The following is a 14849-nucleotide window of genomic DNA, read 5'->3' as shown; positions in this document are numbered from 1 at the left end:
TAGTCATTCGAACATCAATTGAATAAACAATTAACAACTCGAACAACTTGCTGAAGTCTCTAGCGAGTGCCCACACAAATTATCTGATTAACTATTTTAAAGAGCGTCTGACTTACTAAACAATGTTCTGTTTGTAGTCGCTTACTTGGTAAGCTGTCGGTGTAAGCTTTTTTTGCTACCCCGTGTCAGTGGATGCGTATAATACGCATCTCATTTTTTATGGCAAGTACTTTCTCGAATATTTATCAATTAATCTCAAAAGTGATGAATAGCCTAGCAGGGGTTTCAGATTTGGCCAGTTTTTATACAAAAAAAGCGAGTTTTGCTTCCATCTATTCGCAAAACTCGCTTTTTTAAAGTTTATTTCTAAATACCTAGCTAACTAGTCTTCAGCCGACACCAACTTAGCCGCTTGTGCAGCTTCTTTACGACGCTTAAGTTCGTAAATTACCGCAATCGCGATTGTGGTTAAAATCATGATAAGACCCAAGGCATTAACTGCAGGAGTTAGACCGGTTCTTACTTTAGAAGCGATATAAACCGTTAAGGTTGTATCATAGCCTTTCACAAACAAGGTCGTATTGTAGTTTTCAAACGACTGTAAGAAAGCAATTGCGGCAGCAGAGATAATGGCTGGCTTTAAATAAGGCAAAAGAATACGGCGGAAAGTTTGCCATTGGTTTGCACCTAAACTTAAAGCAGCATTCTCAAGCGTTCTATCAAAACGCTGTAACCTCGCAAGCACCATTAACATGACATAGGCAGCGATAAAGGTTGTTTGTGCAATGACTGTCAGCATCACCCCACCACTCACACCCATTCCTTTCCAGAAAATAAGTGTTGAGATACCTACGATAACACCAGGTGTTAAAAGAGGAGACATCATCAAGGAGTAAAGAAAGGTTTTTCCCTTTCCGTGATAAGTAGACAAGAATAAAGCACAGCAAATACCAATCGGCACAGCGACAACAAGAACTCCCGCTGCAACTATGATACTCGTCCAAAGGGCTTGCCACATGGCACCATCTTGAGCCAAGGCTTCAAACCACTTTAACGTAGCCCCCTTCCAAGGAGAAACCGTTGGAAAACGACTGTCATTGAAAGTAGCTGCCCCCATGATAATGAGAGGGATAAATAAGTAAGTGAAAAACACACCTATATAGAAGCGAATTCCCCAGCGTAAAATAGTTTCGGATTTCATCGTGCGATATCTCCTAGACCAACTTTAAAGACACGCATCACTAATGCAATGAAACCGATACAGATAATTAATAGCAAGAAGGCATATGCTGCACCTTGGTTCCAGTTACCGCCTTCGAAGAACCAGTTATAAATTATCTGAGTAAACCAACGACTACCAGGTGAGCCAAGTAATGCTGGCACAGCATAACTACCCGCCGCCAACATAAATGTCATGATACAACCAGTTGCAATACCAGGCTTGGCGTGAGGAATAATGACTCTGTAGTGAGTTCTTATCCAACCAGCACCAAGGTTTCTAGCCGCTTTGATCTGGTTCATATCCAAGCTTTCAATCGCATTATAGATAGGGAAGATCATGAACAGAATATAGGCATAAACCATACCTATCATGACACCAGTATCGCCAGACAAGAATCGAATCGGTCTATCGATAAAGCCTAACGCTAATAGCAATGCATTTAGTGGACCCTTGTATGCAAGTATGATGTACCAAGAAAAGGTTCTTAGGATCTCATTAATCCAAAAAGGAATAATTAAGAGAAGAATACATAATGCCGCCTGTCTTGGTGTTGCGACTTTAGCGAGGTAAAACGCTAAAGGGTAACTAACCAATAAGGTTAGTAAGGTAACCAAAACACTCGACCAAATTGTTTTGGCAAAGATGGCTAGGTGAATCTGGTTACCAAACAGGGTCTCATAGTTAATCAGAGAGTAAGTATCTTTAGGTCCGCCCACTTCTTTAGGAAGTAGGTTAGGTCTAAAAGAGTAATCTACCATTAAGAACTGAGGTAGGATCACAAGCACAAGTAACCATAGGGCAATCATGGCGAGGATACCCAGCGCCATGCCACCACCAAATCTTGCTTTTAATTGGCTAAACATTCTCCCCCCTTGCAATTACCACTGCATCTTGGCTAATAAAGCCCAGTTTCACTTTGGCTCCAGCAACAAGGTCTGCGGTATATTGCTCAGCACCAATTTGAACGGCAATGTTTTGCGCTCCAATTTGTGTATTGAGTGTTAGGTAAGACCCTTCGAAGTTAATTTCTGTAATATTGGCTTCAAATCTAACATCACAGCCAGCATCAGCCGCTTGACCCACACGGATAAGCTCAGGGCGTATAAATAAGTTAGCCTGCTGACCTTTTGTAATTGCACCAATACCACGACCGGTTAGTAGACCTAATCCAGCGCAATTAACTGTTACATTATTACCTTCAACACCTTCAACTGAACCTGCAATAGCATTGTTCTCACCCACGAAGGAGGCAACAAATTCTGTTTTAGGTTCACGATATAGAGTAATTGGGTCGGCAACTTGCTGAAGTTTACCCGCAGACATAACACCCACTCGATCCGACATGGTTAATGCTTCACCTTGGTCGTGAGTAATATAGATGAAGGTAATGCCAGTTTTACGCTGAATTTCTTTTAACTCAGTACGCATATGTTGACGTAGTTTTAAGTCCAAAGCGGATAATGGCTCATCTAGCAAAAGAACTTGAGGCTCTACTGCTAAAGCACGTGCAATCGCGATACGCTGCTTTTGTCCACCAGATAGCTCTGATACTTGTTTAGTACCACTACCATCTAATGCAACTAATTCTAATAATCTATCTGAGGTCTTTTTACGCTCTGCTTTAGATACGCCACGCACCTCAAGACCAAACTCGATATTCTCCGCCACTGTCATAAGCGGAAACAAAGCAAGGTTTTGGAAAATCATTGATGTAGGGCGCTTGTTAGCAGGTACGCCACGCATGGCTTTTCCGCCAATTCTAACATCCCCTTCACTAGGATCTAGAAAGCCACTAATCATGTTAAGTATGGTTGTTTTACCGCAACCAGATGGACCAAGAAAACTAAAAAATTCGCCTGATTCTATTTTTAAATCTGTTTTCTGAACGGCAGTGAAATCGCCAAAATTCATAACAACATTATCTAGGTGAACACTGCTATCCATTTTTTCTCTCTACTTTCATATACGCTAACCTGCCACAAACATTAAGCTTTGCAGGTAAATAATAAGGGACAAAAAAAGCCCCCACCCCAAATGTTGGGCTAGGAGCTTTATTTAGGAGGTTCTATGCAGATAGGTAACGATCTTGGTATTCGTTACGCAAAGCCACATACCAAGGTTCTTGGATAGGCCACCACCATAGATTTTTCAGTTCTTTCTCAGTGTAAGACTCTTGGAAGAACTGTTTAGTTGCTTCTGGTAGAAGCGCATCAGATCCTTTCGAAGTAGAGTTATAACCTGTCGATTCTACGAACATTGCACCTGCTTCTGGTGTGTAGTACCAGTTGATAAATTCGTAAGCAGAGTCAACATTGTTAGCATTTTTAGGAATAACAAAGCCTTCCATCCAAGCAAGAGCACCTTCTTTTGGTGCTGCATAAGCAATAGGCTCACCTTCTTGCTTAAGTTTGAATGCAGTGCTGTCCCAAGTTTGACCAATGATGGCGCCATTCGTACGGAATGCACCTTGTGCTTCGTTTTCTGTAGACCAGTACTGAGCAATTGCTGCTTTGTGCTCAGTAGCCGTTTTCAAGATGACGTCAAAGTTAGCACGCATTGCCTTTTCATTCTTATAAGAATCAAGTAGTGGGTAAGGTAGTTTGCCCATGCTTTCAAGCCATAAACCAATACCTACCAATGCTGAGTGTCCACGTACGGTAACACCACCAGCATGCTCTGGTTTCCAAAGGTCACCATAGCTTAAATTGTTACGATCAATTTTTGCGTAATCTGTGTTAAAAGCAATCGCCTCTGTACCCCAATCAGAAGGTGCAAAGTAACGTTTACCATCAACAATACCACCTACTTCAGAGCCTTTTACAGCACTCTCAAGGCAGCCTTCCCAGTTAACACGAGACGTATCTAGTGGTTGTACTAGATCAAAATCAACATAACCAGGTACACGGTCCACTGTCGGCATAATGATGTCGAAACCAGTACCGTCGGTAGCACGTAATGAGTTCATCAACTCATCATTAGTACCATAAGGAGTGAAAGTAGCATTAATACCTGTTTTTGCTTTAAAGTCTGCAAGCATTTCATCTGTGATATAGCCGGCCCACGCATAAATACGTAGTTCCTTATTTGCTGCAACCGCTTTACTAATACTAAAAGGTGTTGCTGCAACCGCGCCTGCTGCGGTCGCACTTTTAACAAAATTACGACGTGAAAGGGTCATGTTCTTACTCCGCTAAATCTTTATTATTAATATGGGATTAGACTTAAATCATTCTGTGTATCTAGGTCTTTTAAACATTAACTGAACGTTTCTTTATCTTTAAACATTCATTTAATTATAAAAGAAACTACAACACGATAATGACACTGCGATGAATTTGGAAGTCAATTTTGATATAAAAGTGAAAAAAAGCATAAATTGAAGTTATAAAAACCCTTTATGAATTTGCGATATTCGACATTTTTTCTTCTATTTTGAAGATCTTATGTTCATTTCTCTTCACTAATCTTTATTTTAAAAAAATTCTACTCTTCTTCTTATTTTGCGGATCAATGTAACAAAACTGACATCTAGTTTTTATACATTACTTCACAATATCTTAATGTTTTGTAACATACGTAAACAAAGGGTAAGAATTTTGACAATTTCTCGTGTTACTAAAATTACGACTTTCACCTATCTTTTAATCACTAGTTTACTTGCCTTAACTCTCACTTGGAGCATCCTGCAATTTCGTCAGACGATGGCAACGACAGATCAATATAACCAACTATTAACTCTGGCGAGTGTGTCCCTAAAAGATAAAATTGAAAGTTACTTAAGCTTTGGTGAAGCCACCAAGTTACAAGAGTCGATCAACCTCATTAATACAGATATCAAACAACAATTAACTGAGTTACCAAGCCAAATTCAAACCGATATCAGCCCTCTTTTGGAAAGCATTAGTTTAAAACTAGATGGTGATATCCGAGCGGCCGGCAAATTATCAGGTGATACCTTTGCACTAATACGCAACAATCAGCGCCAAATGTCACAAGCTATCGATACTTATTCTGACTTTATTAATCAGCCCCATACAAACCTAAGTTTGTCGGACAAAGTCATGCTTTTAGAAATGGATGCAAAACTTAAAAAGCACTTTATTAGTCTTAGCGATAATACCGAGCAATTCCTACAAGCCAATACAGTAAAGAACAAAGCCGCTTTAGCTTCTGAAGCAGACACCTTTTACAAAACGGTTAGCGCTATGTCTGCGTTACCAAATAACTTTTCAAGCCAAGAAGAAGTAGAAGAAACGGATGATTTAAGCGCCTTAATGGGTTGGGCAGAAGAAGAGCAAGAGGAAAGCGAAAGTCCGATCACCGAAATGCAGTCTGAGCTTAGCTCTTGGGTTAATAGATACATGAAAGATGTGAATAACAGCCTTAGCGGTATTACTCATATGCAAAATGCCCAAGCGGATTTACGCGCTCAAGTAAGTGGGCTGCAAGCAAAGCTTGAACTAGGCACCCAAGCTATTTCGACTCAATCAGAGCAAACTCAAGAAAAAATCATTTTCGCTTTTACTTTGTTTATTCTCTTGATGGTGATTGTCAGCGCTCTTACTCACTTATTCCTTTCCCGTATTGTTGTTAAAAGCGCTAAGAACCTTTTATCTGCTGTCACCTCTCTTGTTGAGACGCAAAGCTCAGAGCCTATTAATGTTGGCAAGCAGAAAAACGAACTATCAGAAACTGCGCATTATTTTAATCAATACCTAGCTTATGTTGAGACACAAAAACAAAAACGGGATAAGGAGCTTGCCAAGATATCCGACTCCTTAAACAAAGTCCTCAATGCTTTTGATGACATCAACAAGCTTAATCAAGAATCAAACCACGAACTAAGCAAAACCACGAGTATTACTGAACAAGTCAACATTCTTGCCAACAAAGCAGAAGTCAGAGCACAAGAAGTAGAAGGGTATGCGAGCGAAACTAGCCTTGCGATGCAAAGCAGTGTGGAACAGGCGCAAAGCTTAAAACAGGCAAATCAAATAGCGATGCAAACGCTCACTCAAAGCCGCCAATCACTTAATGGTTTAGAAGATTCAGTCAATGACGCTTCTTCTATTGTCTCCTCTATTCGAGACATATCTGAGCAAACTAACCTGCTGGCTTTAAATGCTGCAATTGAAGCAGCGCGAGCTGGCGAACACGGAAGAGGCTTCGCTGTCGTTGCTACTGAAGTACGCACTTTATCCAGCAAAACCCAAGACTCTTTGGGCGAAATCACCTCAATTCTAAGCCGTCTTACTTCCTCAACTCAGAACTTAAGCCAGTCTCTAGACAAAATAGAGTCGGCCAGTGACACCCAGATAAGCCTAACTGCACAACTTGGTGATTCAGCTTTTGAAGTCAGTGAAAAATCTAAGCAATCCACTGAATTAGCGCAAAAGGCAACTCGCTATGCTGCAGAGCAAAAAACCGAAATGCAGTCCCTTAATCACGCCATGTCTCAGGTGAAAGATAAGGCTCATGAGTCAGAGCAGTTTTTAGGTAAGGTTTCTGCGACCATCACCAAACGCGTCAATGAAATTTCTGTCAGCCTAGGTATTTAGACTTTCAAAGATACAAAAAAAGGGCGATATAAGATCGCCCTTTTTTATTGGTAACGCTGACGGCTAGAATAAGATACGTGCGCGTACTGTACCTTCAACTTCCTTCACTTTTTCCAAAGCTAAGTCGCTATTTGAAGCATCAACATCCATCACCATATAACCAATGTTTTCGCTGGTTCTTAGGTATTGGCCTGTGATGTTAATGTTGTTATCAGAGAAGATGCCGTTAATCTTAGTCAAGATACCAGGACGGTTCTCATGGATGTGCAATAGACGGTGGTTGCCATCTTGTGCTGGTAGAGCAACTTCAGGGAAGTTAACAGACGCAATCGTTGTACCTACATCAGAGTACTTAATTAGCTTTTCAGCTACTTCAACACCGATATTTTCTTGCGCTTCCATTGTGCTACCACCTACATGAGGTGTCAGGATAACATTATCCAAACCACGAAGAGGTGAAACGAACTCGTCAGCATTACCTTTAGGCTCAACAGGGAATACATCAATTGCGGCACCGTTTAAGCGCCCTTCTCTCATGGCTGCTGCCAAGGCATCAAGATCTACAACGGTTCCGCGAGATGCGTTCATAAAGATAGCTTCATCTTTCATACGAGCAATCTCTTCAGCACCAATCATAAGCTTGGTTGATGCTGTTTCTGGCACATGCAAACTAATTACATCACAGGTGGACAAAAGCTTGTTCAGGCTTTTTATTTGGCGAGCATTACCCAAAGGTAGTTTGGTCACAATGTCATAGAAGTAAACTTCCATACCCAGTGACTCAGCTAAAACACTCAACTGTGTTCCTATGCTACCGTAGCCTATGATACCCAGACGTTTACCGCGAGCTTCGTAGGAACCTACAGCTGATTTCATCCATCCACCACGGTGACAAACCGCACTTTTTTCAGGAATGCCGCGCAATAATAGAATCAGTTGGCCTATGACTAATTCAGCAACACTTCGAGTATTTGAGAAAGGCGCATTAAAGACTGCAATACCTTTCGCGCTCGCTGCTTCCAAATTAACTTGGTTAGTTCCTATGCAGAAACAACCAATAGCCATTAGCTTATTCGCGTGGGAAAGCACTTTCTCATTCAACTGAGTACGGGAACGAATACCAATAAAGTGCGCTTCTTCGATTTTTTCGATTAGCTCATCTTCAGCTAACGCAGTTTTATGAAATTCTATATTGGTATAACCTGCTTCATTAAGCGCATCCAATGCAGATTGATGCACGCCTTCTAGCAGTAAAATCTTAATCTTAGCTTTATCTAGTGAGGTGGTACTCATGACTTGTTTAACTTCTCTTCGTGGTGTGGGGAAAAATCACAAACATGTTAACACACAACAATGTATGTCGCAGACAAGATACTCAAATGTATTTCATTATGATAAGAAAATAATTAATACTGACTATTCAGCAAAACTAATTTGGCAGACATGGCCAAATTAGAGTAAACTTATTGATCATAAATTGTACAAAATGGCATTCCCATGGAAACTGGCATCTTACCTATAGCTGATAGATCGACGCTTGCGAGTCCGCAAAGCTTAGACTCGCTTAATGTCGGCACGCCAAATTCCAGCACCAACCTCTCTTCTCCTTCAACTGCAATCTCTAGTCCAGATGTTAGAGTAGACCTTTCTGCCGCCGGCAGACAGCTAGCCCAAGAAACACTAGAGAGAGAAACAGTACAGAGCACCCAACAAAGTGAAGCATTTAGGGCAGAGATTTCACAAACTGAGAGAAGTATAACCCAAAGCTTTAGAACCATTGAGATTAGCGAAGAAAGATACGCTAACGCAGGTAATGCAGAGTTTAGCGATTCACAAACTGATAATGACCAAACCTTAAATATAGGTACACAAGAAGAGTTAAGACTTGAATCTGGACAAGCAAGAGCCCAAGCACCTGAAGAAACACCAAGACAAGAGCCCAGAAGAGAAGAGCCTGAACCAAGTGAAAGTCGTACTGCTGAAAGCTCTCCCCCACCGATTCAATCGAGTCCAAATAACACCAGCCGTAGTGCTAGTGTGGTAACTCAATACAATATAAGCCCTGAATCAGCATTAGGTCAGTCAATTAGTACTCGAGCTTAACTCGAATCACAGACACAAAAAAGCGGTCCATAGCCGCTTTTTTATTGATCACCTTAACCCTAAGATCGACGCACCAAATACACACCTGTTTCAATATGATGAGTATAAGGAAATTGATCGAATACAGCGTATCGCTTAACGTCATGGGTATCTGCTAGCGCTTCTAAATTTGCTTTAAGTGTTTCAGGGTTACAAGAAATATAAAGGATCTTATCGACCTTACGAATCAATTCAACCGTATCTGAATCTAACCCGGCTCTTGGAGGGTCAACCAAAACCACGCTTGGCTCTAAGCTTTCCATTCCTGCTTGAACCAGCTGTTTTGGTAATTCAGTTTGGCCATTTAATGCAGCGGACACATCTTCACTCGCCATCTTCACGACTTGTACATTCGACATACCATTAATTGCAATATTCAACTGAGCTGAATTGACTGACACTTTAGAAATTTCGGTTGCGACAACACGATCAAAGCGACGCGCCAATGGAATCGAGAAGTTACCATTACCACAATACATCTCTAACAGATCGCCAGATTCATTTTGCGTTACATCCAGCGCCCAGCTCAACATAGATTCGTTAATGCCAGCATTCGGTTGTGTGAAGCTATTTTCAACCTGCTGGTAATGATACTTCTTGCCATTTACGGTCAAGGTCTCCATAACAAAGTCACGGGTTAATATCATTTTTTTCTTACGACTACGGCCAATAAAATGACAATGAGGGAAGGCCTCATTCAAGGTTTGCGCAGCAGCAAACCACTCGTCATCAATTGGTTTGTGATAAAGCATACTAATAAGTGCTTCACCCGTCTGAGTGGTTAAGAAATCAACCTGAAACAGTTTATGACGCAATATGGTAACTGTCTTAACAGCCTCTAACAAAGCAGGCATCAATTCATTTATCATTAATGACGCAACGGGAAACTGATCAACGCGAATGGGTGTTCTTGGATCTTTCGAATCAAACATGGCGTAATACATATCATCACCGTCATGCCAGATACGGAACTCTGCACGCATACGATAATGACTTGCTTCACTTTCAAAAACTTCAGCAGCCGGCAAATCCAAGGTCGCCATAAGTTCGTCAAGGTGACTGATTTTTTCGGCCAATTGCGGCTGATATTGATCGATTTGAATTTGATCCGGTCTCATGCGTGTTCCAACTCGTCAGATGATGTGATTAGGCGCGGGATTATACGAGTTCCCTAAAGACAATGCGAATCTAGTTAAGGGAACCCGTTATGAAAAGATTAAGGAAGGTTAATTAAGTGCACTTAGCATTTCACGTACCATGGCTGACGAGTTTTTAGCAGCAACAATTAGAAACTCTTCAAAGCTTTGTGACGACTCTTTACCCGCAATATCAGATAAAGCACGAACAACCACAAAAGGCGTTTCAAACTTAACACATACTTGCGCAACTGCAGCCGCTTCCATTTCCACAGCAAGTAAAGCAGGAAAGTCCGCTCTTACCTTCTCAACTCTTACTGGGTCTTGCATAAAGCTGTCGCCTGTTCCGATAAGACCCACTTCAGCCTTAACTAGATCAAGTCTTGCTACAGCCGCTTTCGCCTCTGCAATTAAAGCGTCATCCGCAGCATAAGTTGCAGGCATACCTGGCACTTGACCCATGCTGTAACCAAACACAGTAACATCAACATCGTGATGACAAACTTGATCAGAAATAACCACATCACCTACGTTTAAGCTTTGAGCATAACCACCAGCAGAACCAATATTAATCACTTTAGACGGCGCAAATTTTGATAAAAGCAAGGTAGTAGAAACGGCGGCGTTTACTTTACCAATACCAGATTGCAGCAATACCACGTCTTTCCCGTCTAGCTGCCCTTGATAAAACTCACAACCCGCAATTGACTGGGTCTCAAGGTTTGTCATCCAGCCTTTTATTAGGGCGACTTCTTCTTCCATTGCGCCAATAATAGCGACCAAACTCATATATTACTCCTCAAACAGGGCGATTTTATTATGAACAAATTCAACTAGGGATTTCACTTGCTCTTTACGATAAGGTTTTTTCATTTGATATTGATTAACCCCAGAACTGGGAGCTGAACTCAAAGACACTATCATCAGATTAGCGTGCTCTTTTCTTAGCCAAATAATATGCTCATTATCCACATCATCTAACAAGAGTACGGCTTTAACTTTTTGATGGCTAAATAGTGATAAATGACCTTCTAATGAAGGTACCAAATAAGGGGATATTTTAAGCTGGGTAAGCTCTTCATACAATATCGCACGACTGATACTTGAACCACCCACAACTAACCAAGCATCATCATCTGCCAAACAGTCCTGTAAGGCGATGCTATCCAAACTTAAAATTGGTTCAATAAATCTTGCGAGACTGTACTCATGTGCACAAGCAGAGAAATTAGGGTAGCCATCTATCTCATGCTTATCTTGATTACCTACCCAAGCGACAGGAATTCTTTGGCGTGCCAATCGAGTTTGCAAAATAGCAGGCAGCTCTCGCCACTCAGGCTGTAATTCGTCATAAGCGATTAATAGGATATCTATCTCGTCCGTACTACCCACTTCTGTAAAAAAGCTTTCAGCGGAAGAAAATGCATGTACAGAGCAGTTTAGTTTCTTCAGCACAGCTTCAACCTGATTGGCCATAGCATAATCATTTGCCAACCAAGCAACTTTAATATTATCAGGCAAGTTAATACGGCCGAGAGGTGTTTCTCCTAAAGGATATACAATGGAGATCTGATTCGTCTTAACCCGTTTTGCTTCTATCCCTAAACGTCCACAAATAGTTTTATTTAACCAAGCAAAAATAGGTCGAGTATCACTGATACCAACCACTTCAAAACGTAATTGATTTTCTGTTACACAAATTGAAAGCCGCTTTTCTTCAATTAACTCACTAGCATGTACAGACAAAACCAAGGCATTAATTAATAAACCTAAATCCGTACTCCAGCGACTTTGCACCAAAGCAGACGCTAGATCACACTCAATTTTAAGATAGCCAAACCTACCTAAGTCACAAGGCGTCAGTAAAAGGCGCTGTTGCAACAAATCACCTAATGTAATTTGATCCATGCTAGAGGGCTCATTAAGAAGCTCACTTAAACAGGTGACTATCGCCTTTTGCCAATTTCTAGCTTCAACAAAAGACTCGGTATCAAAGAAAACGATTTGATGATTAATCTCATTTAATATGAGATCTATTTCAACCGAGCTTGATGGTCCATAGCTTTCCACTTTTAGCTCATTCAATTGCCATTCTAACTGTTGAATATGAGTAACATCATGCCCAATTAATGCCACGCCTCGGTAATGGCTATCTGTCATATAAGGAATGAGCTGCCACTGATAAATACTATTTACATTTGGAATCGTCAGCTCAAACTCTATTCCGACTTCACCCTTTAAGGCTTTTTGTAATGCTTGATGACAAGCAACAGGCATGAAATCAAATACAGTTCGGCCACGGTTACTTTCGGAGAATAAGGTACTGGCTTTATGATTAATGTTTTGCACCAAGGCCACATCATCACAAAAAATAATGGCTGCATTTGAAGCATCCATTAATAAATTGAATCGGCTTAACTGATTACTCACCTGAGCACTTTTATCATTCATTTTACGCTGTAAGTGCCTTAGCTCGATAAACTCTGACTCATCATCAGAATCAAGCCCCAATTCAAACATATGCAGCGCATGGTTAAATAAACGCTGAGATAACTGCACAAGCACAAAGTACAAGAGGAACAAACCTATGCTAAAGAAAACCATCCAATATAGGTATCTTTGCCAGACAGTGCTGGAACTAGCCACCTGTTTGGCTATTTGTAGATCGAAAGCTAAGCCTTCTTTTACTATCTGTAAATCTGCGCGATAGAAGTTTAATGCTAAGTTTTCTGGTAAAGATAAATGACGCTCAGACAACAGGATATCTTGTTCAGGAGATAAGAGTTTTATCTCATCTATTTCAGCACTCTTTAGTAATCGATTTGCTAAGGTGACATTATTGTTAAGCGATATAAAACCATATAGATAACCTTTCCAGTCACCATCTAGGTTCACAATTTTTTTCTTGTTAATCAGAATGCTTGCACCATCTTGGGTTTGCTGCAAAGTCCAGCGACCCAATTTAGACTTAGCAATAAGCCTATCTATTGAGTCTTGAGTAAACAAATGGGTTCTTGGGTCTAATATGCTTCCTTGCTCAGCCCACTCTACATAAAAGAAGTCTAAACTGCCGAACAAGAACTCATCATGGCGATCAAATAAACGCCCCAAATCTAGGTCCATTTGTTTTTTTGTATTTAGCAAGACTTGTACTGTACTGCTTAACTCATACTCAGCACTTAACAAAAAACCATGTAAAGCCTGTGAAACCGTAAAATGTCGAACCGCAAGATCTGCTTGATTATCACGCTCAATTTGATCCTTGGTAACAAACAAAAGCACAATAGCCACTAAAATATAAACAGACATAAGTACAAGAGCAATTTGCATCCTATGTCGCTTTCTTAGACTTACTGCAACCTTATCCATTGCCATAATTTAATAATCCCTTTAACGAGTCAGTGGCGATACCGCAGAAATTAATGCGGATGAAGGAATATAAAGTTTAGGCAAATCATGCCCAGTTAAATCCGATTGAATCGTTTCTGCTATCACGAAACTAAACTCTTTTACATCTTTCTCTAAGGTGACAACCAAGGTCCCTTTATCAAGCGCTTTTTGCTCTTGGGGAGTATAGCGCCAACTATTTGTCGAAAGTTTAAGACCGTCATCCTTAACCGCCTTCATAACACCAGCAGCAATCGCTGATGAACAGCTAAAAATAAACTCAGTTTTGTCACTCTTAGAAAAGGTTTTAACCACATACTGATAAGCATCTAACTCGGTTGCATCAGAGTAGAAAATTTTAGAAAGCTTACGACCACGTGAATGCATGGCGTCAATAAAAGCATCACAGCGAGTTTGGTTAACATAACCTGCTGGTAACATAATAGCGGATATCTTAGTTTCTAAGGGGTAAATAGAATCGATGTATTGTGCAAATCGACGCGCAATCGCCCTATCGTCTAAGCCAACATACATTAAAGGAGGGGAATTTAGCCAAGAAATCACAGGTGTCGCTGCATCAAATACGATGACTTTCGTCTGCCCTTTTATCAGTACTTGCTCGATGAGTTTACGGTTTACTGATGAGGTTAATGAGGAAATCAGATAATCAGGCTGAAATGCCAAGCCTTGCTTAAAGCGTTGAATGTACTCTTGGTAACTTGTACCCTCATCATGCTGAATCACCATCAATTGATAATCTAGCTTCAGAGCCTTCATTCTTTGTTTGAATAATTCGATAGCAGGAAAGGCCTTTCTTGCCTGGAAAGCATTAGAAATAACCCACATAACTCGAATACTTCTTTCTTGAACAACAGAGTTTGGGGTTGGACTCGCCTTTACCTTAAGCGATAGCTGTTCCATCAAAGGCCACTGATAGGGAAACTGAGTAAAAAAAGCCTGATTAGTCAACACAGCTGAATCGGTACTTTGAGGAAAAGCCTTAGCCGCCTGAGCAAACAAACAAAAGACAACTAATAAGCGCAATATAAAGATAATCTTATCCTCACAAGATCAAAGCTCCTGCCTGTTGGAGCACCCTAGATTAAATATAAATTCCATTAGAGCGAACCATAATAACAAGTGAATACCCTCTTGGTAAGCAGGGCAAGCTAACACCTAGGGATAATCAATCTCATACTGACTAAAAGCCAACAAAATTAGACCAGAATAAAGCGAAAAGATCGGTATTAGAAAGGATTCTAAAATAAGAAAGTAACCTCTTCTTTTAGACAAGAAAACCGACACTTAAAAAGTATCGGCTTCTTTGCTCTTTAAAAGGTAATGACTTGGTGCGGAAGGAGTGGCTCGACTTGTCATACCTAAAAAGCCACGCCGTAAAGTGCT

11 protein-coding genes are annotated in these 14849 nt (G+C 40.7%); 2 read left to right on the top strand and 9 right to left on the bottom strand.

Going from position 1 to position 14849, the window contains the following annotated elements; all coding sequences use genetic code 11:
• Positions 1-382: 382 nt before the first annotated feature.
• The 4 genes from OA91_RS15140 to OA91_RS15125 form a co-directional block, all read right to left on the bottom strand.
• The gene (locus tag OA91_RS15140) at positions 383-1201 is read right to left on the bottom strand and encodes an ABC transporter permease (protein WP_063339094.1); all 819 of its coding nucleotides are present in this window, start codon (positions 1199-1201) and stop codon (positions 383-385) included.
• Positions 1198-2085: an ABC transporter permease gene (locus OA91_RS15135; protein WP_046018271.1), complete on the bottom strand. Its 888-nt coding sequence runs from the start codon at positions 2083-2085 to the stop codon at positions 1198-1200. The genes OA91_RS15140 and OA91_RS15135 overlap by 4 nt, the downstream gene beginning before the upstream one ends.
• The gene (locus tag OA91_RS15130; protein ID WP_046018270.1) at positions 2078-3166 is read right to left on the bottom strand and encodes an ABC transporter ATP-binding protein; all 1089 of its coding nucleotides are present in this window, start codon (positions 3164-3166) and stop codon (positions 2078-2080) included. The genes OA91_RS15135 and OA91_RS15130 overlap by 8 nt, the downstream gene beginning before the upstream one ends.
• Positions 3167-3287: 121 nt before the next feature.
• A complete protein-coding gene (locus OA91_RS15125; protein WP_063339093.1) occupies positions 3288-4400 on the bottom strand; it encodes an extracellular solute-binding protein in 1113 nt (370 codons plus the stop codon).
• A gap of 418 nt (positions 4401-4818) precedes the next feature.
• On the opposite strand from OA91_RS15125, the gene OA91_RS15120 reads away from it, so the two are divergent.
• Positions 4819-6780 carry a methyl-accepting chemotaxis protein gene (locus tag OA91_RS15120; RefSeq protein WP_063339092.1) on the top strand — a complete coding sequence of 654 codons (1962 nt, stop codon included), beginning with the start codon at positions 4819-4821 and terminating at the stop codon, positions 6778-6780.
• Between the two features lie 63 nt (positions 6781-6843).
• On the opposite strand, the gene serA is transcribed toward OA91_RS15120, so the two are convergent.
• Entirely contained in the window at positions 6844-8073 is a 1230-nt protein-coding gene (serA, locus tag OA91_RS15115; RefSeq protein WP_046018267.1) for a phosphoglycerate dehydrogenase, read from the bottom strand.
• Positions 8074-8277: 204 nt separating this feature from the next.
• On the opposite strand from serA, the gene OA91_RS24440 reads away from it, so the two are divergent.
• On the top strand, positions 8278-8883 hold the full coding sequence (locus tag OA91_RS24440) for a hypothetical protein (RefSeq protein WP_063339091.1): 606 nt from the start codon (positions 8278-8280) through the stop codon (positions 8881-8883).
• 59 nt (positions 8884-8942) lie between these two features.
• On the opposite strand, the gene trmA is transcribed toward OA91_RS24440, so the two are convergent.
• The 4 genes from trmA to OA91_RS15090 all read right to left on the bottom strand — a co-directional run bounded on the left by trmA (position 8943) and on the right by OA91_RS15090 (position 14489).
• Complete coding sequence (gene trmA / locus OA91_RS15105) at positions 8943-10040, bottom strand: tRNA (uridine(54)-C5)-methyltransferase TrmA (protein ID WP_063339090.1); 1098 nt, start codon at positions 10038-10040, stop codon at positions 8943-8945.
• Between the two features lie 108 nt (positions 10041-10148).
• Entirely contained in the window at positions 10149-10847 is a 699-nt protein-coding gene (gene mtnN, locus OA91_RS15100; RefSeq protein ID WP_063339089.1) for a 5'-methylthioadenosine/S-adenosylhomocysteine nucleosidase, read from the bottom strand.
• 3 nt (positions 10848-10850) lie between these two features.
• Complete coding sequence (locus OA91_RS15095; RefSeq protein ID WP_157203849.1) at positions 10851-13433, bottom strand: hypothetical protein; 2583 nt, start codon at positions 13431-13433, stop codon at positions 10851-10853.
• 15 nt (positions 13434-13448) lie between these two features.
• On the bottom strand, positions 13449-14489 hold the full coding sequence (locus tag OA91_RS15090; RefSeq protein WP_063339087.1) for a substrate-binding domain-containing protein: 1041 nt from the start codon (positions 14487-14489) through the stop codon (positions 13449-13451).
• Positions 14490-14849: the final 360 nt, after the last annotated feature.

Origin of the sequence: Marinomonas sp. SBI8L, assembly GCF_001624705.1 — a bacterium.
Taxonomy (GTDB): domain Bacteria; phylum Pseudomonadota; class Gammaproteobacteria; order Pseudomonadales; family Marinomonadaceae; genus Marinomonas.
Note: the sequence above shows the minus strand (reverse complement) of the source record. Positions and strands in the feature narration are given on the sequence as shown.